General features: G+C 36.2%; 13 protein-coding genes. All 13 read left to right on the plus strand.

All coding sequences use genetic code 11. The annotated features are described in order from the left end of the window. Window positions 1-175: 175 nt before the first annotated feature. The 13 genes from Q5N74_RS05310 (at window position 176) to Q5N74_RS05370 (ending at window position 24,989) form a co-directional block, all read left to right on the plus strand. Window positions 176-2,128: a hypothetical protein gene (locus tag Q5N74_RS05310; protein ID WP_304387694.1), complete on the plus strand. Its 1,953-nt coding sequence runs from the start codon at window positions 176-178 to the stop codon at window positions 2,126-2,128. Next, entirely contained in the window at window positions 2,129-4,657 is a 2,529-nt protein-coding gene (locus Q5N74_RS05315) for a glycoside hydrolase family 95 protein (protein ID WP_304387695.1), read from the plus strand. A 3-nt stretch (window positions 4,658-4,660) separates the two neighbouring features. After that, on the plus strand, window positions 4,661-6,319 hold the full coding sequence (locus Q5N74_RS05320) for a hypothetical protein (RefSeq protein WP_304387696.1): 1,659 nt from the start codon (window positions 4,661-4,663) through the stop codon (window positions 6,317-6,319). A 4-nt stretch (window positions 6,320-6,323) separates the two neighbouring features. Beyond that, window positions 6,324-8,288, plus strand: a complete 1,965-nt coding sequence (locus Q5N74_RS05325) for an SGNH/GDSL hydrolase family protein (protein WP_304387697.1) — start codon at window positions 6,324-6,326, stop codon at window positions 8,286-8,288. A 13-nt stretch (window positions 8,289-8,301) separates the two neighbouring features. Beyond that, the gene (locus Q5N74_RS05330) at window positions 8,302-9,930 is read left to right on the plus strand and encodes a glycoside hydrolase family 172 protein (protein WP_304387698.1); all 1,629 of its coding nucleotides are present in this window, start codon (window positions 8,302-8,304) and stop codon (window positions 9,928-9,930) included. Window positions 9,931-9,954: 24 nt separating this feature from the next. Further along, window positions 9,955-12,618 carry a TIM-barrel domain-containing protein gene (locus tag Q5N74_RS05335; RefSeq protein WP_304387699.1) on the plus strand — a complete coding sequence of 888 codons (2,664 nt, stop codon included), beginning with the start codon at window positions 9,955-9,957 and terminating at the stop codon, window positions 12,616-12,618. 92 nt (window positions 12,619-12,710) lie between these two features. Further along, a complete protein-coding gene (locus Q5N74_RS05340) occupies window positions 12,711-14,117 on the plus strand; it encodes a hypothetical protein (RefSeq protein ID WP_304387700.1) in 1,407 nt (468 codons plus the stop codon). Between the two features lie 118 nt (window positions 14,118-14,235). Then, the gene (locus Q5N74_RS05345; protein WP_304387701.1) at window positions 14,236-15,606 is read left to right on the plus strand and encodes a hypothetical protein; all 1,371 of its coding nucleotides are present in this window, start codon (window positions 14,236-14,238) and stop codon (window positions 15,604-15,606) included. A gap of 547 nt (window positions 15,607-16,153) precedes the next feature. Then, entirely contained in the window at window positions 16,154-17,497 is a 1,344-nt protein-coding gene (locus Q5N74_RS05350; protein ID WP_304387702.1) for a hypothetical protein, read from the plus strand. Between the two features lie 6 nt (window positions 17,498-17,503). After that, window positions 17,504-18,877 carry a DUF1080 domain-containing protein gene (locus Q5N74_RS05355; protein ID WP_304387703.1) on the plus strand — a complete coding sequence of 458 codons (1,374 nt, stop codon included), beginning with the start codon at window positions 17,504-17,506 and terminating at the stop codon, window positions 18,875-18,877. Between the two features lie 366 nt (window positions 18,878-19,243). Next, window positions 19,244-21,292 (plus strand): carbohydrate-binding protein, encoded by a 2,049-nt coding sequence (locus Q5N74_RS05360; RefSeq protein ID WP_304387704.1) that lies wholly within the window; start codon window positions 19,244-19,246, stop codon window positions 21,290-21,292. Between the two features lie 322 nt (window positions 21,293-21,614). After that, window positions 21,615-23,468, plus strand: coding sequence for an arylsulfatase (locus Q5N74_RS05365; RefSeq protein WP_304387705.1), 1,854 nt, complete (start codon window positions 21,615-21,617; stop codon window positions 23,466-23,468). A 39-nt stretch (window positions 23,469-23,507) separates the two neighbouring features. After that, complete coding sequence (locus Q5N74_RS05370) at window positions 23,508-24,989, plus strand: hypothetical protein (protein WP_304387706.1); 1,482 nt, start codon at window positions 23,508-23,510, stop codon at window positions 24,987-24,989. Window positions 24,990-25,011: the final 22 nt, after the last annotated feature.

Below are 25,011 nucleotides of genomic sequence, written 5' to 3' on the forward strand. Positions count from 1 at the left end.
AAATGATTTTTTCTGCGCCTCTTCCTTTCATAAATGAATAGTTTAGAGGCGTTTTATTTGACATGAATGTAATAAGATTCAAAATAGGCTATAATTTATAGAGCATGAGTACTGATTTATACAGAACGATCCTTAAAATAAATAAATTGCTTGATTAAATTATTAATTACAAATTATGAATATTAGGGGGAAGATTAAATCATTAATCTGTATAGGTGTTTTGTTATGTTTTACACTAGCTTTTAGTTGTAATAATCAAAAAGATGAGACACTAGATATTGCTGAATATCTAAAGCATGCCGATGGTGATAATATGTACCCATCCGCCAAACAGATAGAAATGCTAAAAAAGGTGATGCCTAAAAACGCATTTCAACCTGCACCAAAAATAAGCGATAGACCTTATTGGAATGCCGTTGCTGCAACCGCATCTGGTAAAGAATACTTGAAAAAAGCACTGTCTTTTCTTAATGAAAAACCTGAAGTGCCTATTTCAGATGAAATTTATAGAAGAGCCAATAAAGAAGGCAATCGTGGTATTTATAAACCAAGATATTACGATTCCATGGAGCGTTTAGAACACTTCATATTAGCGGAATGCTTAGAGAACAAAGGGCGTTTCCTTCCTCAAATTAACACCTATTTACAAGCTATTATAGAAATGAAGTCGTGGTTGCACCCCAATCATGATGATAATGATAACAGTGTACTTGAAGGGAAGCGGGTGACCATCGATTTGGGAGCACGACGATTTGCATCTGATTTGGCATTGGCTGAAGTGCTTTTAGAAGATAAACTGTCTAAATCTTTAAGAAATGAGATCGCTAAACAGCTTCAGTATCGTATTATCGATACATATTTACAAAGTTGTAAAACAGCCGATAGTAATAATAAATGGATTGATGGCACTAGTAATTGGAATGCCGTTTGTACCAGTGGTGCTGTTTTTACGTCCATAGCGATTGCTTCAGACGAAAACCAACGACTTGCGGCTATAGGTTCTGCCTTAAATAGTATGAAACATTATTTAAGCGGTTTTGGAGCCGATGGGTATTGTTCGGAAGGTGTAGGGTATTGGCGTTATGGCTTTGGTCATTATTTATATTTAGCCCAAATTTTATCTGATTATACTGGTGGGAAAATAAACTTGTTTGAAGCCCATGATGCTGAAAAATTAAAGAAAGTAGCAAACTTTCCTGAGAATTTTCATATTCAAAATAACAGATTTGCACCGTTTTCAGACGGTAGTTCCATTGTAAAAAACAATGAAGGGAATTTTGCTTATGTTTTGGCAGCACAACATTATGGATCAAGAAGGCCAACCGAAAACATTTTGGATCAGGCCATTGAGCAATTAATTGTTTGGAAGAATCCAGAGGCTTTTGGAACAAGAGCATCTGTTTCTTTAAAAGAATTTGAAGTGCCTGATTATTCTTATTTCGATGATTTTGGTATGGTGATATCCCGCGGGAAGCAGAAAGCACCATTTTCTATAGCCATCAAAGCAGGGCATAATTCTGAAAACCATAACCATAGTGATGTCGGTACTTATATTTTAGTTTTAGATGATGCGTTAATATCGGGAGATATTGGAGCGCCATCGTACACTGCAGGTGCATTTTCTAAAGATAATAAAGCGAGAAGTTCTTGGGGGCATCCCGTTCCTAGAATAAACAATACATTACAATCAAACGGAAGACGTTTCGAAGGGAAAATAACAGAAACTATATTTGAAGACCATCTTGATAAGGTGGTTATGGATATTAAAACGGCTTATGAATTACCTGTATTAAAATCCTTGACCAGAACCATGATGAACGATAAATCTGGTGCAGGAACTATTACTATTCAAGATGATTTTGTTGCTTCAGAACCTGTTTCATTTGGTACAGCCATCATGACTTTTTCGAAATATGAAATAATAGATAACCATACAGTTATATTAACTTCTGGAAATCAAAAAATAAAAGCAGAAGTTTCAGGCAAGGGAGCCACTATTAAAATGACACACGAGCAAGTTCCTGTTGAAAAGTTAAGAGAAGGCAGTACTGCTTATAGAATAGGTATTGATTTTGATAAATCCATAAAAACAGGAAACATAACCATAATATATACACCGTTAAATTAAATGATTTACACTTTATTGAACAACAAGAAAAAAATATTAATTAGCTCTATTCTATTCGTTTTTATAGGCTTTAGTGTTCATAGTCAACAAAAAAAAACAGATTTAAAACTTTGGTATGATGCTCCTGCAGCCGATTGGAACGAAGCGCTTCCTTTAGGAAATGGCCGTTTAGGTGCCATGGTTTTTGGAAACCCAACTAACGAAAATATTCAATTAAATGAGCTAACATTATGGGCTGGAGGTCCTCATAGAAATGATAACCCAGATGCCAAAGAGGCGCTTTCAGAAGTTAGACAACTATTGTTTCAAGAAAAGTATGACGAAGCCCATAATTTGGCGAATAAGGCGTTCATTTCAAAAACGTCACACGGTATGCCCTATGAAACCGTGGGGAATTTAAGATTGAATTTTGAAAATCAAGATAAGTTTTCAAATTACTACCGAGAATTGGATATTGAAAAAGCCATAAATACCACCTCCTATACCGTAGATGGTGTCGCGTACAAACGTGAAATTTTCACTTCCTTTTCTGATCAGGTTATTGTGATGAAGATAACAGCTGATAAAAAAGGAAAAATCAGTTTTACAGCTACAATGGATCGTCCTGAACCCTCAAAGGTGTCACTTTTCACTGAAAGCAATGATGTTTTAGTGATGACGGGGTTTGGTAGTGATAATAAAAATAAGAGGTTACCTGCGGAGACTCCAGCAATTAAGGGTGAAGTTGAGTTCGATTCTAGAGTGAAAATCGTTCCAGAAGGCGGTAAAGTAACAGCAACAAATAATCAATTAGCAGTTTCAAAAGCAAATAGTGTGACGCTTTATATTTCTGTAGCAACCAATTTTGTGAATTATCAAGATGTGAGTGCTGATGCGCATAAGAAAGCAGCAGATTATATAGCGCAAGCTGAAAAGAAAAATTATGAGCAGTTGGTAAACGATCATTCTTACTTTTATCAAAAGTATTTTAATAGAGTTTCTTTAGATTTAGGAACTTCCGAAGCTTCAAAAAATCCAACGGATGTAAGAATAAAAGAATTTAGCACCGGGTTCGATCCTTCACTAGCTGCTTTGTATTTTCAGTTTGGAAGGTATTTGCTGATTTCTTCATCACAACCGGGTGGGCAACCAGCCAATTTACAAGGTTTGTGGTGTAATGATTTAACACCACCTTGGAAAAGTGCCTATACCGTAAATATCAATACGCAAATGAATTATTGGCCAGCTGAGGTTACTAATTTACCCGAAATGCACGATCCATTAATTCAGATGGTAAGAGAATTATCTGAAGCAGGTAAAGAAACGGCCAAAGTTATGTATGGTGCAGAGGGTTGGGTAACGCATCACAATACCGATTTATGGCGAATCGCTGGTCCTGTAGATGGTGCAACCTGGGGTATGTGGCCAACTGGAGGTACCTGGTTAACGCAGCATGTATGGGAGAAATTTATGTTTAATGGCGATTTGGAGTATTTAAAATCGGTGTATCCTGCGATGAAAGGTGCTGCAGAATTCTGTTTGAGTGTTTTGATTCCAGAACCAAAAAATGGATGGTTGGTTATTTCACCTTCAATATCTCCTGAACATGGACCAAGTATACGTTCAAAAAGTGTCAATATAGAAGCCGGTACTACCATGGACAACCAATTGGTGTTCGATATGTTAACCAAAACCATAAGTGCCGCTAAATTGCTAAATATAGATGCAGACTTGGTAATAAAAATGCAGAATACATTACAAAAGTTGCCACCAATGAAAATTGGTCAACACAATCAATTGCAAGAATGGATGCAAGATTTAGACGATCCAGAAGATAAGCACCGCCATGTATCTCATTTATATGGTTTGTATCCGTCAAATTTAATATCGCCTTATAGAAACTCGGAGTTGTTCCAAGGTGCAAAAAACACACTAATCCAAAGAGGCGATCCATCAACAGGTTGGTCTATGAATTGGAAAATTAATTTGTGGGCACGTCTGCTTGATGGAAACCATGCTTATAAATTAATGGGCGATCAAATAAAATTAGTAGGCAGACCAGATTCACCTAAAGGAGGGGGTACTTATGCGAATATGTTAGATGCACATCCACCATTTCAAATTGATGGGAATTTTGGCTTTACTTCCGGTTTAACCGAAATGTTAATGCAAAGTCATGATGGCGCTATTCATTTAATTCCTGCCCTTCCAGATGTTTGGAAAGACGGAAATGTTACAGGTTTGCGTGCCCGTGGAGGTTTTGAAATAAGCGCTATGGAATGGGAAAATGGTGAAGTTGTCAAGGTTGTAATCAAATCCAATTTAGGAGGGAATTGTCGTTTGCGTTCTTATAATGAATTGATGTATTCTGATGAAAAGAGCATTGCTTCGGCTACAGGAATAAATGAAAATTCATTTTATCAAATCCCAGAAATAAAGAAACCATTGGTGTCTAAATCGGCTACATTAAATCCCGTTGAATTAAAGCATTCATATGTATATGATATTTCAACAAAAGTAGGACAAGAAATTATTTTAATCAAAAATTAATACATGAGTATTTTGAATTTTTACAAGAAATTAGCATTATCAATTTTAGTAGTTACAAGTGTTTTAAGTACAGAGCTAGTGGCGCAGAATCATTCTAAAAATCCTTTAATTTTAGATATGGTTCACCATAACCCTGGTGAAGCACCTTATGAATCGGCATACAACGACCCAGCAGTCATAAAGGAAATGGGCTATAACGGGAAGGTTTATTTTCTGTTCGAATCGCCTGCACTGGCTATTAATTGGGAATCGGTAGATAAAGATATTTTACCAAAAGGTTCAGAAGAACGTGAATGGGTGGATTCTAAGGCAGAACAAATTAAAGAGATGCACGCTGCGTGTAAAGCGGAAGATATGGCTATTTACGCTATGTCCGATTTGGTTTTATTTCCGAAGCGCTTAATTGCAAAATATGGTATTGAAGATACTTTTGGGGATCCCAATAATCCACTAACAGAAAAGTTTATTCGTGCTCAAATTAATGAGATGTTCGACCAGTTTCCAGATCTTGATGGTTTGGTGGTACGTATTGGGGAAACCTATTTGCACGATGCACCGTACCATCAAGGGGCTATCGAGAATAAATCGAGTGCAGAGAAAACCATCATCCCTTTAATGCAAATTTTGCGAGAAGAGATTTGTGTAAAACGAGATAAGCAACTTATTTTCCGTACATGGAATGCTTTCGATAGAAGTATGGGGCCTTATATGCAGGTAAGTAATGCTGTAGAACCACATCAAAATTTAATCATTAGCATTAAACAATGCGAAGGCGATTTTCACAGAGCGCGTCCATTTAGCAAATTAATTGGTCAAGGTCGCCATCCTCAAATTATAGAAGTTCAGTCTGCTCGTGAGTACGAAGGTAAAGGCGCGTATCCAAACTACATTGCCAATGGTGTTATTGAAGGTTTTGAAGAACATGCCAGAATGCCAGAAGAAGACATAAACAGCATACGAGAATTTGTTGAAAAAACGCCCGATTTATATGCTGGTATTTGGACGTGGTCTCGTGGTGGCGGATGGGAAGGTCCGTATGTGAAAAGCGAAATGTGGTGCGATTTAAACTCGTGGGTTATGGCGCAATGGGGTAAAGACACTTCTAAAAGTGAGGAATCTATTTTTAATAGATATGCCACAGAACGATTAAACCTGAAAGAAGATGATGTTGCTAAATTTAGAAAACTTTGTTTGCTTTCTGCGGAAGCGGTAGTTAGAGGTAGAAATACAACATATAATGATATTAGTGATGTCTGGTGGACGCGCGATCAAGGTATTGGTTGGCCTGCTCCTGCAAAAGAGGCTGTTGGTCAAAAGCGAAACTTGGAACAAAAAGACCAAGCTATAGCTAAATGGGAAGCCATTGTTAAGCTTGCGAAATCTATTGATTGGGGTAGTAAGGAGGCTGAGAATCATGCAGTAGGTTCTGCTGAATATGGATTAAGACTCTATAAAATATATAGAGCGCTCGTTTATATGTCCGATGCGGAGGCTAAAGGCAATAAAAAAGAAATTCAAAAATGGATAAAGGTTTATGATAAAGCTTGGAAAAGTTATAATAAATTGCCTGAGGAATATAACAAGGTTGCGACTTTATACACACAAGCGTATGACCGACATTTGGCAAACAATGCCGACCATAAAGTAAATGAATTAAGATAATTGCATGAAACAGAATAGTTTATATGTGTTAGTATTTGTAGCCTTTTTTTCTTTTTCAGGAACTAAAGCACAAACTAATACCAATGAAACATTTAAAACCACTTGGAAAAGTTTTGAACGCATCAATTTTAAGATTGAAGGTAAAGAGGCACACCTAACACGCCCTGAAAAACCACTTCCTGGCAATCCGTGGTTATGGCGTGGACGTTTCCCAGATTATCATGCAGAAATTGATAGCCTACTTTTAGTAAAAGGCTTTCATGTTGCCTATATAAATACAGATAATCAATTTGGCAGCCCCAAAGCTGTGGCCGTTTGGAATAAATTTTATACCCATCTTACAACCACCTATAAATTACAAGCTAAAGTGGCTTTGCACGGGCATAGTCGTGGGGGCCTATTCATTTACAATTGGGCAAAGGAAAATGCTGAAAAAGTAGCCTGTATTTATGCAGATGCTGTGGTATGCGATTTTAAAAGTTGGCCAGCAGGTTTCGGAATTAGTAAAGGAGGCAAAAAGGAATGGGACGTATTAAAAGCTGAATATGGGTTTAAAAATGATGCCGAAGCAAAAGCATACAAAAACAACCCTATTGATAATTTAGAAGCTCTTGCAAAAGCCAAAGTGCCTATTTTACACACCGTAGGTTTGCAGGATGAAGTGGTGCCTCCAGATGAGAATTCGTTGTTATTAGTAAATAATTACATCCGTTTGGGTGGAACAGCCACGGTTTCACCGTGTAGTTCGGGCATTCAAAAATCGAAAGGGCATCATTATGATATTGATGACCCAAACATGGTGGTCGATTTTATTCTGAAACACAGCACAAAAAACGGCCCATTGAATGCATCAAATTACCACAACATCCGAAGTGGATTGCAAAATAGCCAAATTCAATTTCAACGAAATAAAAAAGGACGTGTTGCTTTTCTTGGTGGTTCTATTACACATAATGGCGGTTGGCGCGATAGTATCTGTAACTATCTAAAAAACAAATTTCCAGAAACTGAATTTGAATTTATAGCAGCTGGAATCCCTTCCATGGGAACCACACCGGGAGCCTTTAGGTTAGATAGGGATGTATTATCAAAAGGAAAAATAGATTTACTATTTGAAGAAGCTGCAGTTAATGATGGCTCAAATGGTAGAACAGGAATAGAGCAATTACGAGGAATGGAAGGCATTGTTAGACATGTTCGGAATTCGAATCCTTCGGTAGATATTGTGATGATGCATTTTGTAGACCCGAGTAAAATGGAAAATTACCGAACAGGAAAAGAACCCGAAGTCATTAAAATTCATAATAAGGTTGCAGAGCATTATGGAATTCCAACTATTAATTTAGCACAAGAAGTTACTGAAAGAATTGATCATGGCGAATTTACATGGAAGGACGATTTTAAAAACTTACACCCTTCTCCTTTCGGACAAGGTGTTTACGCGCATTCCATGATTCAGTTTTTAGAGCATGCTTTTGTTGGTCATTTAGATCATGACGATAAAATTACGGCACATGTTTTACCAAACCCTATAGATGCTTTTAGTTATGAAAATGGTATGTTGATAGATATAAAGATGGTTAAATTAAGAAAAGGGTGGCATGTGGATTCTCGATGGAATCCTAAAGATGGTAAGGGATCTCGCCCTAATTATATAGATGTTCCTATGTTAATTAGTGAAACACCAGGAAGTACATTGAAATTAACGTTTGAAGGGAATACTGTAGGTATTGCAGTAGCTGCAGGTCAAGATGCGGGAACTATTGAATATCGAATAGATAAAGGGGAATGGCAAAAATTAAACCTTTTTACGAAATGGAGTAAATCGCTTCACTTGCCATGGTATTATACTTTGGCTAGCAGTTTAGAAAACAAAAAACATCAGTTAGAATTAAAAATAGCTAACGAAAAAGATAATCAAAGTAATGGACATGCGTGTAGAATACGCTATGTGTATGTAAATAAATAAAAATAATATCCATATGAAATCAATTTTAAGCACTCTTTTATTAGTTTTTATACTTTCAGCATCCGCTCAAAATGTAAAGAAAGTAACCATGGAATCTTTATTACATGAAATGGTGGATCGTGATGCAATTGCTCGTTTTCCAAAAACAAATTTTAGGTTAAAACAGGCGAGTAGTTACAATAGAGCTTCTGAAAAACCAGAAGATTCGGTTGGATGGTTCACAAATCACGATTATAATAAGGGCGATGGAGACCACAATTTTATTCGAACCGAAGAAACCAACGGTGAAAAAGAATGGGTGTTAATGGATCATGTTGGTCCAGGGGCCATTGTACGCGTTTGGTCGCCATGGCTTAATCAATTGGAACCAGGTAGTGATATCATAATTCGTATTTATTTAGACGGTAACCCTAAACCTGTGCTAGAAGGCAATATGATCAGTTTATTTGATGGTACGGGATTAATTCCTTATCCATTTGCGCATCAATCGTTACGCTCGGGCGTTTCGTTTTTCCCAATACCATATGCTAAAGGTTGTAAAATTACAGCATTGAAAGAACCTTACTTTTTTCAATATACATATAGAGCTTATGATGAAGGGACGCCTGTTGAAACGTTTTCTATGGAGGATTTTGAAAAAGCGAAGCCTCTTATAGCAAAAATAGGAAAGGAACTTTCAAATCCACAAAACACGAATGCAGGTGAAATGATTTCATTTAAAGCGAAGCTAAAGTCTAATAAAGAAGCATCCATCGCTTTACCTAAAAGAACCGCGGCAGTACGTTCGCTGGTTCTTAAATTGGGCGATTATAAAGATCCGGCGGTTATGCGTTCTGTAGTTCTAAAAATGGAATTTGATGGACAACAAACCGTATGGACGCCTATTGGTGATTTCTTCGGAACAGGTATTGGTTTAAACCCAGTGAAAGGGAGGTATCAAAACGTTGAAGAGGATGGTACGATGTCGTGCAGTTGGGTCATGCCTTACCAAGAATCTGGTAAGATTACCGTTTTAAATTTAGGAAAAAAACCAGTGGATGTTAAGTTAGAAGCAACTATAGGTGATTGGAAATGGGATAGTGAAAGTATGTATTTTAATGCGGCATGGCGCGGACAATACCCCGTACCAACGCGTCCGTTTTCCGATTGGAATTATGTAACATTAAAAGGACGTGGTGTTTATGTGGGTGATGCTTTAACAATTATGAACCCTGTTAAAAGATGGTGGGGTGAAGGTGACGAGAAAATTTGGGTTGATGGTGAAGATTTTCCATCCATTTTCGGAACAGGAACAGAAGATTATTACGCTTATTCTTGGGGAGGACGAAGTACCGAGTTTTATGAACATCCGTTTCATGCACAACCGCGTTCGTATGTGTATAATAAATTAAACCCTAAAACAAAAAACGAAAAAAATACGTCGGGTTATAGTACGGAAACACGAACACGTGCCTTAGATGGTATGCCTTTTGAAAGTTCGTTACAATTAGATATGGAAGTGTGGAGTGGTACCGATTGCGATATGGGCTACGGTGTTGGCGTTTACTGGTATGGCGATGCTAATACAACATCAAACAGAGTTCCAGATGAAAAAGAAGTTTTAAACGTACCGCCTTTACCAAAGGGGTTTCCTGAAAAATAATAATCAAACTTAAAAAAATAAATAATGAGAGTAATTAGAATAGCTGGTGTTTTTTCAATAATCCTGTTGCTGTTGGTAACTGTTGGTTGTGGTTCGAAATACAAATATAACATTGAAAAATCAGATCATTCTGTAACCATTCAACAAGATAGTTTGACTATTAAAATTGAAATTATAAATGAAGCCATTATTCACGTTAATAAAATGTTGAATAACAGTAGACCCTCTACAATTCCAGATTATGTTACGGTGTTGGAGCCACAAAAGATGGATTGGGAACTTAAAGAAACTGAAAATCAAATTACGATAAGTACCAATGTTTTAAAAGTTTTGGTTAATAGTGATGGAACTATTCAATATTTAACAAAAAAGGGTAATGGATTGGTGTCTGAAACCAACCAAAACACCTTTATTAAGTTAGATACAGAAGAGGAACATAGTGTGTCGCAAGCGTTTCATGCCGGTGATGAAGCCTTGTATGGTTTGGGGCAGTATCAAAGTGGGATTATGAATTGGAAAAATGTGCCAATTCGTTTACAGCAATACAATCAGGAGATTGCTATTCCATTTGTGGTGTCTACAAAAGGGTATGGAATTTACTGGCATAATTACAGTCTAACGGATTTTAATAATCCTGAAAACGAAATTCAGTTTGATTCTAAAGGTGAAGTTCAAAAGAAAAAAGAAGTAGACGTAGCACCTGTTGATGGAGAAAAAGAAAATGTAGCAGCGTATGCAACTGAGGAAGCTGCAAAAAAGAACATACGTGAAACCACTTTTACACCAACCAAAACTGGCGAATATACCTTTTTGGCATTGAGTGATGATGATGGTCGAATGCGAGGGAGTATCAATGTAAATATAGATGGTGATGATGTAATTAATTATTCAACCATATGGATGCCTAGGAGATATTCAGGTAAAAAACATTTGGAAGCAGGAAAAACCTATAAAGTTGTTTTTCAAAATACAGGCGCTAAAATTCCAGGAAAATTATTTTACAACGAACCAGATTATAACAAAACGGTATTTAGTAGCACCAAAGGAAATGCTATAGATTACTATTTAATACAAGGTGAAAATCCGGCGGAAGTTATTTCACAATATCAAAACCTAACGGGAACAGCTCCTATGTTCGCTAAAAGTGCTTATGGTTTTTGGCAATGTCGCGAGCGCTATCATGATCAAGAAGAATTATTAGTGAATGCTCGTGAGATGAGAGCGCGAAAAATTCCGTTTGATAATATTGTACAAGATTGGTTTTATTGGCCAAAAGGTACTAAAGGTCCAGAGTGGGACCCCGCTAAATATCCAGATCCAGATGCGATGGTTGAGGAATTAACAAAGTTAAACCTTAAACTAATGGTTTCTGTATGGCCAGAGGTTAAGAATAAACCTTTGGAAGATAAGTATGGGCTTAAAAAAATAGAGAGTAGCAATTATATTGATATTTATGATAAAAAAGTAGGTGAACAGTTTTATCGTATGTTAAGTGATTCTATGTTTCATAAAGGGGTGAGTTCTATTTGGTTAGATGGTACCGAGCCAGAAGGGGTAAAAGATACCAAAGTGACCACGGCAGTTGGACCTTATGAAGAAGTTCAAAACCCTTATTCATTGGAAGTAACAAAAGTGATGTATGAAGGTAGACGAAAAGAGTTCCCCATGGAAAGAGTTTTCAATTTAACCCGTTCTGCGTATGCAGGGCAACAACGTTATGGCGCCACCTCATGGTCTGGCGATGTGGCGGGAACCTGGGAGCAGTTTGCCGAACAAATTCCTGCAGGGCTTAATTTCACTATGGCAGGTGTTCCATATTGGACACACGATATTGGAGGCTTTTTTAGAGATTCAAAATCGCTTAACCCGGTTTATGATAGTCAATATACCAATCCAGAATATATTGAGTTGCTAACCCGTTGGTTTCAGTTTGGTGCCTTCAGTCCTATTTTTAGAATTCATGGTTATGTGTCTGAAACAGAGATTTGGCGTTATGGACAAGAGTTTGAAGATACAGCACGAAAATTCATCGATTTAAGATATCAATTAATGCCCTATATCTATTCTGAAGCCAGAAAAGTAAATACGGATGGGAAATTACTAATGGCGCCATTAGTGTATCAATATCCTAATGATAAAAACACATGGAATATTAAAGATCAACTTCTTTTTGGGGGATCTATGATGGCTGGTTTTGTAACTGAATATCAAAAACGTGAAAAAGACATGTATTTTCCAGAAGGGGATTGGTATGATTTCTGGACAAGTGCGAAGATTGAAGGAGGTAAAAAACGTTCAGTAAAAGCGGCACTTAATGAAACACCCTTGTATGTGAAAGCGGGAAGCATCATCCCCATGAGTCCTCCTGTACAATACGCTACAGAGAGAACAGAAGAACCTATGGAAATTAGAGTGTTCCCAGGTAAAAATGCCGAATATGTGATGTATGTTGATGATAATGAGTCTTATAATTATGAAAAAGGAACGTATTCTGAAGTTATTTTTACCTATTCTGAAAAATATAAAACCCTAAAAATTAAAAAAGGTGTTGACAAATACATGAGATTTCAAGATGTACCCATGCGATTTTTAGTAACCATGGTTGGAAATGATAAAATTGAAGAAGTCTTTTTTGAAGGAACCGATACACAAGTGAATTTTTTGGAATTAAGCGGTGAGGTCAATTAATTTAAAAAAAAAGCAATTCAATATTCTTAGTAAACTCGGTTGAGCTTATTAAGATTATTGAATTTAAATAACAAAAATCAGAAAATAAAAAAATGAAAAAACAAACACTTATTGTGCTTTCTGTTTTGGTATTGATTTTTTCATGCCGAGCGCAATCAACAGACAGTCAGAAAACAATTATAGAGGTAAATACACTCACTGAATTCAGAAATTATTTGAATCAGGATAACGTACATGTTAAGCTCCAAGAGGGGAATTATCAAATAGATTCTGCCGAAAAAATCAGGTTTATGGAAATCACTGGCAATAATTCTTATTATGATTTAAGAGGTGCGCGATTTATGGTAGATACAAAACTGTTTAGTCTTCCAGATTTAATTAAAAGTGATGACGGAAATGGTATGTATTGTGCTATAGAAATATCTGGAAATCATGTAACTCTAGAGGGGCTATATATTGAAACCTATGGAGATACACCGGGCAGACAAAGTAAAAACAAAATTTTTAATATCGTAGGAGAAGATGTGACTTTGAAGGATGTTGAGATACGTACAACGGGTTCAAGTCCGTGGGGTTATGGGTATTTATACGGATTAGGAGGTAATGATGTGAGGAAGATGAATGGCATTCGTGTAGGATATCCGGCAAAAAACGTAAAATTACTTGGTTGTAAAGTCCATATGAGAGCCATGGGACATGCTATCTTTTTACAAGGTTCAGAAAACACGTTAATTGAAGACTGTCATGTAGATGGTTTGCTTCGCACTACCGATGCGATGCTTGCAGAAACTTCAGGCTATGGTTTCGATAAAAATTTTTATGCAGGTAAAGGGAATTATATAGAAGGCACCATAGTTGCTGCAGATGGTAAAATTTTGCCGGGAGAAGTTATATCTCTAAGCGAGGATGGCATACGCATGTACCCAGATTACAATGGCCACGAAACTAAAAACACAATCGTAAAAAGTTGTACGGTAACCCAAATGCGTAGAGGTATATGTACAGGGTTGGCCACTTCAGGGGACAAGGTTATTGACTGTGTAGTCCGCGATTGTGTAACAACAGGCTACAACGTAGGAAATGAAGATGTTTTAATTAATTGTAGTGCCGATGCTAAATATGGTGAGGCTTTTTGTATTCCTTACACCAACGCCAAAAATGCGCAGGTAGAAATGACTATTTTAGATAGTAGAAATGGCATAGCTAATAATCTGCTTGCGAAAATAAATGGTACAGGTCACAAAGTGATTATTAAAACAGAGTCTTCGGAATTTATTCCAGAAAGCATGGCTATTAAATTATCTGTATGGGAAGGTTATGGTAATTTTAATGAAAATGCAACCTTGCATGCTACAAATATCACATTAGACAACCAAACCTCGACACAAGTGATAAAGTTTAAAGGTAGTGAGAATTTAAAAGTAAAGAGCGTTGGAAAAGTACGTGAAGCTACCAGTTCAGAAAATGTAGTCAATGAAAGTAATCGTACCAAGCGTTAAGCGATACGATGCAATTGAGCACTCTTTTAATAAGAAATTCAAAAGAAATAAAATTTAAAAAACCTTTAGAAATCAAAGCTGGTGAAACGGCCATTTTAAAGGTGAAATAAGGTAGCAAATGAAAACAATATTAAGAACATTATTAGTTGGTTTACTATTTGTTAGTCAAGCCATAAATGCTAAAGAAATAAAAATTAGCTCATTAAGCGAGTTGGCAAAATATGCTGCCGAAAGTGATAACACCATTATCATGGAACCTGGAATCTATCAAATGGAAGATTATTTGACCGCAGATGTGGTTCGCAATACAAAACCAGATGCGGTTCGTAGGTATGCCATGATTAAGTTTAGTGGAAATAATAATACTTTTGATTTTACAGGGGTAACTATAGAAGTGAACACCATACTTTTAAGCGTTTTTAAATCACGAGTGAGTGAATTTTACGTGTCGGGAAACAATGTTCATATCAAAGGCTTAACGGTTACAGATATAGGAAATCATCCAACATTCAGTGGAGGTCATTCGTTTACGGTTGCCGGAGATGATGTGAAAATTGAAAAAGTAACATTAAACATTAATGGGTCTTCGCCTTATGGTTATGGCGATTTACTAGGAAAAGGTGATGCGAATCTTGCCCCTTTAAAAAAACACAGCGGCATGTGTATTGAAGGGTTGAACAATACTATTGTTGATTGTGTAATTTATTCTAAAGCCTTCGGACATTTGTTTTTTGTACAAGGCGGACGAAATGTACTTTTCGAAAATTGTTATGCGGAAGGCGTCACAAGAACGACGGACGAGATGCTTGCTGAAACCTCTGGACTTGCTTATGATGTAGGTTTTGCAGCCGTGTATAAAAATTACAATGGAAAAAAAGTAATTACCCCTGGATATACCAAATCGTTAAATGAATGTGGGTTTCGTATGTACGGTAAAGGTGGCGTAAAAGGAATTAGAACAGGAGCTGTAACTGCCATAAACTGCAAAGCTAAAAATACGCGTATAGGTTTTGCTTTCGGAAAAATTACAGACGATGTTTTGATAAAAGATAGTGAAGCCATAGGCTGCGAAGTGGGTTACTATTTAACTGGTGTTAAGGTTGAAAACAGCCGAGGCGATATGGTAAATGGACCACTATTATATGTCACTAAGGGTGAAGTTGCTGATGTAGAATTAACTTTGATTTCTAATGACTCTGCAACCACGGTACATGCCCTTGCCGGTATTGCGGGTAACGATCATAAAGTGATTATTAAAAAAGAGGGAGACTTAACGAAAGGCAAAATGCTTCCCATAAAAATTGGAACCACTTCGCCACCAGCAAATAATGGTTTTTCTCCGTTGGGTACAACGCCTACTTCAGGGGTGAATTTAACAAACTTAACGGGGATGCCTGTGGAACTTAATTCGGTTTCAAGTGGGTGTAAAATCATTACAAATGGGAAGGTTATTGATAAAGGGATTAATAACGAAGTCGTTAAAAATTAAATGTTCATAATCTTTTTATAAGGTTGAAACTATAACAGTGCATATGAAACGAGAAACTTTAGATAAAGATCATATGTACAATTACTGAGAAAAAGGTGGAAACCAGAGCCACCAACACGTGGGCAAATTAAGCAACATACTGAAAACTTAAAAACAGAAATTATCACGGTTGGAAATGATGGTAAATTCACTGTCAATCGTGAAATGAATGTGTTGAGTTTGGTTCTTCTTGAACCAATTACCTAAACCAATATTCATGCTATTAAATTTCACGAAGTCTTGAAGATAATTATCTTTAAGACTTCGTTTTTTATAGAGTGACTATAACTTGACTTTAAAGTTATAATACTTGCATCATAGTTTATATTAAATTCTATTTTCGAAAAGTAATTTTATGCTTCTAAAATATAATTGAATTTTAACTAAAAAATATATGCTGCTTACTCAAAACACCTTCATCATTACCACAATGAAAAATCGTTTTCTTTTAATAATATTACTGGTATTTCTTGGTTTAAAAACTCAGGCGCAGATCGTGGTAAATTCTATGAAAGAATTAATGCCCTATCTAGATGATAGTAATGTAGATATTAAATTGAAACCAGGTATTTATGCCATTACAGCTAAAGACATTCAAAACGGTGATTTTTCAAGTGCAACAGAGATTAAAAACCGCTCGAACGTTCTTTTTCTTTTTTCGGGAAATAACAGTGTTTATGATTTTTCTGGCGTGACCATTAATGTTAGCACGGAGGTGTTGAGTGCTTTCCCTGGTAAAAATACCGAACTGTACGAAATACAAATAACAGGAAACAAGAATGTTTTGAAAAACCTTACGATTGCAGATGTCGGTTCCGTTCACGACGCCCCAACAAGAAGGGCAACTAATATAGTTATGGATGGATCACATAATAGAATTGAAGGTTTTCATGTAACCACAAAAGGCTCGTTTCCTTATGGATATGGCGATGCTTTTGGAAAGGGAGGTAAATCGGTTATCAACCATAGAAAGCACAGTGCGTGTTTAATTCGTGGGGAATCGAATCACCTTAAAAATTCAACCTTTATTCATAGAAGTTACGGACATTGTATTTTTATGCAAGCCGCTAACAACTCATTAATTGAAGGTTGTACAGTGGAAGGTGAAGTGCGCAAAACAGATGATATGCTTGCAGAAACTTCAGGCCCTGCGTTTGATGTCGATTTCATGACCGTTTGGGGTTACAAACTGCCTGCAGGTTATATGCTAAGTACTGGTGAAGCAGGTATTCGTGCTTATAATGGAGGTGAAACTGTGATAGATGGTAAGTTTTATAGTAGAGGGACATCTAACCCAACCGTGTTAAACTGTACTATTAAATATATGAGAACAGGGGTGACTTTAGCGCACGCTACAGGAAAAAAATATGTTGAGGGTTGTACTGTAATTGGTAGTGAAAATGGCTATTCTCTAGGCTCAGGAGATGTGGTGAATAGTAGTGCAGATTGTGCTTACGGTCCTGTATATTCAACAACTTATGAAAATGATAAAGACTTCCATGCAGATATTACGATCATTCCAGCCATCGATGCATATTACAACGGTTCTGGAAGTGTAGCCTATATTGGGGGCAGCGGTCACAAAATCACTTTACGAGGTGCAGAAGGTGTTGTTGAACAGGGATTAAAAATTAAAGTTGGTGGTGAGAAAAACAACATCCGACTTTTATATGGAAGTCTTCCGAATCAAAACGATTTCAAAGCATCCAGTTTTGAGCTAAATAACCTGACTAATTATCCTGTGTTCTTATCTGATAAAAGCTCAGGTGTTCAAGTGAAGACTGGCGGAACAGTATCAGATATGGGGAAAGGTAACCAAGTAAAAGAAGTTAAAATTTCAAAGAAAAAATAGCCAACCATGAAAAACCGAATAGGCATCCTTCAATGGGTTTTACTGATTTGTTGTAGCAACGCCATTTTCGCCCAAATAAAATTAAAAGAATTAAGTGATTTTAGTCAGCCTACAGGCACTTGGTTGAAGGCTGCACATGTTCAGTTAGATGCTTTAAACGAAAAAACGTTTACTTATGAAGAAGGGAATGAATGTTTTGTAAATGGCCCCACAGGTAAAACAGCGCATTTGGAATCTAAAGAAGCTTTTGGGGATATAGAACTTCATATTGAATTTATGCTTCCTAAAGGTTCTAATTCGGGAATCTATTTTCAGAGTAGATACGAGATTCAGCTTTTTGATAGTTTTGGAAAAGAGACACCAGAACATTTAGATTGTGGTGGTATTTATCAACGTTGGGATGAAAGTAAACCTAAGAATCAAAAAGGTTATGAAGGCATTGCTCCAAGAGTTAATGCTAGTAAAGCACCAGGTAAGTGGCAAAGTTTCGATATTATTTTTAGAGCACCACGATTTGACGCTAATGGTAAGAAAATAAAAAATGCCATATTTGAACGTGTGGTTTTAAATGGTACGGTAATTCATGAAAATAAAGAAATTACGGGAGCAACTCGTGAAGGACTGGATGGTGAAGAGACAAATTTTGCACCTTTAAGACTACAAGGAGACCACGGTAGTGTAGCGTATAAAAACATCAGAATAAGAAAATTAGAAAACACCAGACCATCAAAAACAAATGAATGGGTCGATTTGTTTGAAGACACAAAATCAGGCCCTAATTATGATTTTATTGTAAACGGTGAGGCATCACAGGAAGAGGCAAACAACATGTTTGAGTATTCAAATGGCGCGTTAAAAGCCATGTATAAATGGACAAAACCATCGGCGCCTTACGGCATTGCAGTCACTAAAAAAAGGTACGGTTCCTACGATTTGAAGTTTGATTTTAAATGGGGCGAACGTCGTTTTCAACCTCGTCTGGACAAAATACGCGATGCGGGTTTATTATATCATTGTCCTGTTGGGAACTATGCTTGGCCACCAAGTTTAGAATATCAAATACAAGAAGGAGATTGTGGCGATTTGTGGAATATTATGGGTGCCCATTGTGATGTTTTGAAAGATGGTGAGATTATAAAAATTGAAAGGAGAGACTATAGTAGTTCAAAAAAATGGACAGATGAAGAAAAGCCAGGATGGAATAAAGTATTATTAGAAGTTAGAGGAAATACGGCAAAATACTACTTAAACGGTGTATTAGTAAACGAAATTGTTAATGCAAATTATGGAGGTTTAACACTTACCTCTGGGTTTATTGCTTTACAAGCTGAATATTCAGAATTGATATATCGAAACATTAAAATTATGGAGAAAATTTAATGAATAGATGTTTGTGAAAATAATCCGCATAACTCAAATTTTAGACATTACTTCAATCTGTTATTAAAAACTTAATTGAAAAACACTCTAATAAATCACAAGAATTATTTAATATATTAAAAAGCGTTAGGCTTAATATAAATTAATAATGTACTAGCGTATTCGTGTTTTTTAGAGAATCTATATGTGTTATAAGACATGTGTTATAGTCAAAGGGCGATAGTTTATATAAATGGCCTTCTACAAAATATATATTTGTTGAGATTGAATAATTGTGAGAAAGCAACTATTGGTAGTCGTATGTATTTGATTATTTCAATTTATTATCAGCTAAAAAATCCGTAACCAATTAACTAAACTAAAACAATGAAAAAATTAAAATTACATAAAATAGTAACGGTAGTCTTTTTGTTATCCATTTATCAAAATATTAGTGCGCAAATAGTGGTTAATACATTGGCTGCATTTCGTACAGCTATAACGAATAGTAATCAAGAAATTACTTTACAAGCTGGAAATTATAACCTTGAGGATTTGATAAGTAGTGAAAGGGTTATTACATTCTCTGGCTCAAACAATACAATTAATTTAACCAATGTTCTTATACAGGTTCCTGTAGGTAGCATTCGTGAATCTTATATCTTAGTAACAGGTAATAATAACATTATTAACGGAGGAGAAATTGAAGATATATACAGGAATGGTTTAACTGAAATAACCGATTTCGTGGCCTACCACCAAGATGGAACAAATTTAGCATATGGTCTTAGAGGTGCTGCCGTTATGACTGTTTCTGGAACCGATAATTTAGTAGACGGTCTTAAATTAACAGTACGAGGCTCTCATCTTTATGGTTACGGAAGCATGTATGGTATTAATCAATATAATACATTTGGGATGAATAAACGTTGTGGTTTATTGATTAATGGTGCTAGAAATACGCTTGACAATGTTGAAGTGCAAATGAGGGCTTTTGGCCATGGTATATATATGCAAGGTGAGGCTGATGAAACAGTTATAAAAAATAGCTTAGTAGAAGGTCGTGTTCGTGCTTATGCAGATTTGTATAACGAGACAGATCCCAATTCTTTTCCTTATAGATCCGACTATAAATTACCAGAAACATCGGATACGGCTTATGAAATGCCTTTTAGCTCAAATGTACAGCCAATTCCTACGGATCAGGTTTTTTCTCTTAGTGAAGACGGTATTAGATCGTATACAGGAACAGGAAGTGTTACTGTAGAAAATTGTACTGTTAAAAAAATGCGAGGAGGTATTCGCTTATATCTAGGTAGTAGCGCTACTGTAACAAATTCTATAGCTGTAGATTGTGGTAGTACTAATTATAATATGCCTTCAGGTGGTACAATTTCTAATTCTAGCGGAAATTTTGCATACGCTCCATTATCCGATTTTAGGTTGAGTAGAAATAGCATGGATATAGAATGGACCATAATGCCTTCGCCAAATGCTACGGGACCTCATAATATAGTCGATGTTCTTGGAAATAGTCATAAAATCGTTTTTCATAGAACACCAGGTCCTATAGACGAGACAAATCGCGCTATAGTGGTAACTGGCAATAATTCTACTATCACGAATGAAACAGAATACGATATTGTTCTAGAATCGACTACAAGTGGTAATACCATAATAAGTTGTGGCGGAGGTACAATAACAGATAATGGAAGTAATAATACCATATTAACCTATGCGAGTTGTGAGGAAATTAATAATTTATGTCCCAAAACAGCCGAATTAATGGAAGCAGAATGTTACGATAGTATGTTGGGAATTCAATCAGAAACTAGTTCTGAAGGCGGTTCTAATATCGGTTATATTGATGATGGAGATTGGGTTAAATTTGAAGCTATTGATTTAGCAGGGATTAAATCGGTAAACGCAAGAACCGCTGGTAAATATGATGGTGGCTCCATAGAGGTGCGTTTAGGAGCTGTGGCAGGAACATTATTAACAACAATACCTGTAACCAATAGAGGTGGATGGCAAGTATGGGGCACAGATTCTGTAAATATCCCAAGTTTTACAGAGGGTGTTTATGATGTGTTTTTTGTGTTTAAAGGCACTAAAACCGGTTCTTTGTATAATATAAATTGGTTTAGTTTTTCATCACAATCATTATCCATAGATTCAAATTCATTGGGTAGTGCCATAAGTGTATTTCCTAATCCAGTTTCTAACGAACTTACAATTTCATTAGGGAAAGCAAACTTAAATAGTAGTGATTCCAAAATTACGTTATACAGTATAAAAGGAGAAAAAGTATTGGAAGTGAATCCTGAAAATAATAATACACCAACGCTCAATGTGTCTAACGTGAAAAGTGGTATTTATGTTTTGAAAATTAGTGATAAGCATAACGTAATTTCAAAAAAAATAGTTAAGCTTTAATAGGCTTATTATAATTTATAGTTATATAAAATCAGATTGAAAAAGGTTTGTTATTAGTTCATAATAGCAGCCTTTTCTTTTTTTTAGGCTGTAACAAATAGTCCTAAATCTCAGATTCGTGTAAAGCCAATAACTCCATTTTATTCAATACAAACAAAATTGAATAGTACTAAACCAATAGGTGTTTATTGATTTTACGATTGATATTTTAAAAAAAAGTTGATATTTTATAGTGAATGAGCTATAAGTTATAGCATAGTTTCCCTCAAAAAAGTACTTTCGTAAGTAAAATATCTTTCACATTAAAAAACTGGTTAATTAGATGAAACTTAATTTCAAACAAATTTCTTATTACACTTTATTGCAATGCCTTGTTTTACTAACTTTTAGTTGTGGTTCTGGAGTAAAAAAGGAGGAGCAATCAACAATACAAGATAAACCAAACGTTTTACTTATTGTAGTAGACGATCAAGGATATGGCGATGTTGGAAGACTTGGAAATAAAGAGATAAAAACACCAAATATTGATAACCTTTATGATGTAAGTGCCAGATTCACCCAGTATCATGTGGCACCAACTTGTGCACCAACACGTGCCGCTTTAATGACGGGGCACCACCCGAATAGAACAGGTGTTTGGCATACCGTTAACGGGCGTTCTCTTATTTTAGAAAGAGAGACTACAGTAGCTCAAATTTTTAAAGATAATGGCTATGCCACAGGAATTTTTGGAAAATGGCATTTAGGAGATAATTACCCATTCCGTCCACAAGATAAGGGCTTTGAAGAGGTTTTAGTACATGATGGTGGCGGTATCGAGCAAACTATGGATTATTGGGATAACGATTATTTTGATGATACCTATAAGCATAACGGGAAATTAGAGAAATTTAAAGGGTTTTGTACCGATGTTTGGTTCGAAAACGCTAAAAATTATATGGCAGAAAACAAGAAAAACAATAAACCTTTCTTTTGTTACTTGTCAACGAACGCAGCACATACGCCTTACTTTGTTGAAAATAAATATTCAGATCCGTATGAAAACAATGAAAACATTCCGAATGCTGCTTTTTATGGACTTATTTCTAATGTAGACGAAAATATAGGGAAACTGGTAGCCTATTTGAAGGCTATAGATTTAATGGATAATACCATTATCATTTTCTCTACAGATAACGGTACATCTGCCGGTGCTAAAATAGCAAAAGGTGGTGACCGATTAGATGGTTTTACAGATAAAGGATTTAATGCGGGCATGCGCGGTATTAAAGCGAGTATGTATGAAGGTGGGCACCGTGTGCCATTATTCATTCACTGGAAAGATGGTGGAATCACTACGGGTAAAGATATTAATGAGTTAGCAGCACATTATGATATTGTACCAACGCTGGTCGATTTATGTAAATTAGAAGTTAAAGAAGGTTTGAAATTTGACGGAAAAAGTTTAAAACCTTTAATTGATGGAAACAATGAAGGCTTTAAAGACCGTGCTGTTATTGTAAACTCACAGCGTACTGAAGTGCCTGAACCTTGGAGAAGAACTTCTTTTATGAAAGGTGACTGGAGACTTGTTAATGGTACAGAATTATACGATTTAAGTACCGATCCTGAACAACGCACTAATATAGCCGATCAGTTTCCTGAAAAAGTTGAAGGATTCAAAGTTGAATATGATGCTTGGTGGGATGAAATTTCACCTGGATATAAAGACCAGCCCTTTTTCATAGTTGGTGATAAAGCTGAAAACCCAACAACATTGTTTGGTCACGATTGGCATACAGAAAAAGACGCTAGTCCATGGCATCAAAGACATATCAGACAGGGTTATATGGATAACGGCTATTGGCTAGTAAAAGTAGCTGAAAGTGGAACGTATAACTTAAAGTTACGTCGTTGGCCTATAGAAACGAAGTTACTTCTTAATGGTGTAGCTCCAATTCGTCCTGCATTAGAGGGTACCACGGTAAGAGAAAGTGTAAAAAGTAAAGCCTTAACCATTAAAAATGCTCGAATTAAATTTCAAGAAGTGGAGTTGTCTCAAGTGGTAGACCCTAGTTCAGAATATGTGGAGTTTTCAGTTGAATTGAAAAAAGGAGAGACCCAACTTCAAACATGGTTTACTTTAGATTCGAAGGAAGAATTAGGTGCTTATTATGTAGAAATTGAGAAACTTTAAAAGAGGTTTGCATTACTAAAAACTAAAAATAGATTACTTGTGAAAATCGTTAGGTCATTACTGTTTCTGTTAGTAATAACAAGGTTTCAGTTTAGTTGGTGTCAAAATAAAACTAAAATAAATCCTTCTGAACTTACGGAGAGTCGGGTTCGCGTTAATGTTTCTAATTTATCAGAATTGCGTGATGCCGTACAACAAAGTAATCAGCATATTGTATTGACACCAGGCGATTATGTTATAACCAGTATTCCTGAAGATTCAAGAAGTTTCGTTTGTTCAGGGTCAAATAATGTAATTAACCTATCTGGAGTATATATCAATTTTCCGGTAGGTACTTGTAAAGATGCTCATTTCAATATTACGGGTTCAAACAATACACTTAAAGGGGGCACTTTTGAGGATACCTACCAAAATGGTATGAAGGAAGTAACCGATTTTGGAAGTTACAATCAAAATAGAACCACTTTAGCAAAGGGGCTAAAAGGCGGTGCAGATATTAGGGTGTCTGGAAACGGTAACACCATTGAAGGCATAAAATTAACTGTGCGGGGGTCTTTCCCCTATGGGTATGGAAATATGTATGGAATTGGTAGAGATAATGCCACGGGACTCGATAAACGCTGTGCTTTATTAATTACAGGCGTAGGTAATACGGTTGATAATTGCGAATTCCAACATCGGGCCTTTGGGCATGTGATTTATATGCAGAATAACGCCGATAAAACCGTCATAAAAAACACCTATATTGAAGGTGCTGTACGCCCAAGTAATGATGTGTATACAGAAACCAACGATGGTGATTTACCAAAACGATTTGGCTATAAAATGCCTTTAGGCCAAATGGAAGGACTTCCCATTCCACGTGACGTAATGCTTAACCTTACTGAAGATGGTATTAGAGCCTACAACATTCCAGGCTCGGTAACTGTTGAAAACTGTATTGTTAAAAAATGTAGAGGTGGTATCAAATTATATATGGCAAAGGGAACTGTTAAGGTTAGTGATGCTACTGTGCTTGATTGTATTGTAGAAGGGTACTCATTAAATAACGGTGGAGAAATGATTAATTGCAGCGGAAATGCTGCTTACGGTCCATTAGTCTATATGCATTTTGATAATGCTTCCAATCAAAAAATAGATCTTAACGTACTACCTGCGCCTCATGCAGTGGGTAATCATGTATTTGCGGCAATTAAAGGCAGTAATCATGAAATCAAATTAACTCCAACAGCACTTACAACTCCAATCGATGCAACACTTAGGCCTATAGTTGTAGGTTACACAGCGCGTTTTGAGTTTCTAACTACCAATTATCCGAACGTTCCTCTTGGTTATGAGAAGAACTATGAAACGCATTTTGGTAAAGCAAACTATAAGGCTTCAAATATTACAATTAAAAATGCTACCGAGTACCCGCTAATATTAGGCGACTTGTCCAATAGCAACACAATCTCAAGTTTTGGAAAGGTAACCGATTTGGGTAAGAACAATAGTGTTTTTCGAAGTGATAAAAAAGATTAAAAAGGGTTAGATCCAGATGTAA

The sequence above is a fragment of the Mariniflexile sp. AS56 genome, from assembly GCF_030552475.1.
In the GTDB taxonomy this organism is placed as follows: Bacteria; Bacteroidota; Bacteroidia; order Flavobacteriales; family Flavobacteriaceae; genus Mariniflexile.

Excerpts from the sequence above, each read along its gene's own strand:
- Q5N74_RS05310 (WP_304387694.1), top strand. The coding sequence starts at position 176 with ATGAATATTAGGGGGAAGATTAAATCATTAATCTGTATAGGTGTTTTG.
- Q5N74_RS05315 (WP_304387695.1), top strand. The coding sequence starts at position 2,129 with ATGATTTACACTTTATTGAACAACAAGAAAAAAATATTAATTAGCTCT.
- Q5N74_RS05320 (WP_304387696.1), top strand. The coding sequence starts at position 4,661 with ATGAGTATTTTGAATTTTTACAAGAAATTAGCATTATCAATTTTAGTA.
- Q5N74_RS05325 (WP_304387697.1), top strand. The coding sequence starts at position 6,324 with ATGAAACAGAATAGTTTATATGTGTTAGTATTTGTAGCCTTTTTTTCT.
- Q5N74_RS05330 (WP_304387698.1), top strand. The coding sequence starts at position 8,302 with ATGAAATCAATTTTAAGCACTCTTTTATTAGTTTTTATACTTTCAGCA.
- Q5N74_RS05335 (WP_304387699.1), top strand. The coding sequence starts at position 9,955 with ATGAGAGTAATTAGAATAGCTGGTGTTTTTTCAATAATCCTGTTGCTG.
- Q5N74_RS05340 (WP_304387700.1), top strand. The coding sequence starts at position 12,711 with ATGAAAAAACAAACACTTATTGTGCTTTCTGTTTTGGTATTGATTTTT.
- Q5N74_RS05345 (WP_304387701.1), top strand. The coding sequence starts at position 14,236 with ATGAAAACAATATTAAGAACATTATTAGTTGGTTTACTATTTGTTAGT.
- Q5N74_RS05350 (WP_304387702.1), top strand. The coding sequence starts at position 16,154 with ATGAAAGAATTAATGCCCTATCTAGATGATAGTAATGTAGATATTAAA.
- Q5N74_RS05355 (WP_304387703.1), top strand. The coding sequence starts at position 17,504 with ATGAAAAACCGAATAGGCATCCTTCAATGGGTTTTACTGATTTGTTGT.
- Q5N74_RS05360 (WP_304387704.1), top strand. The coding sequence starts at position 19,244 with ATGAAAAAATTAAAATTACATAAAATAGTAACGGTAGTCTTTTTGTTA.
- Q5N74_RS05365 (WP_304387705.1), top strand. The coding sequence starts at position 21,615 with ATGAAACTTAATTTCAAACAAATTTCTTATTACACTTTATTGCAATGC.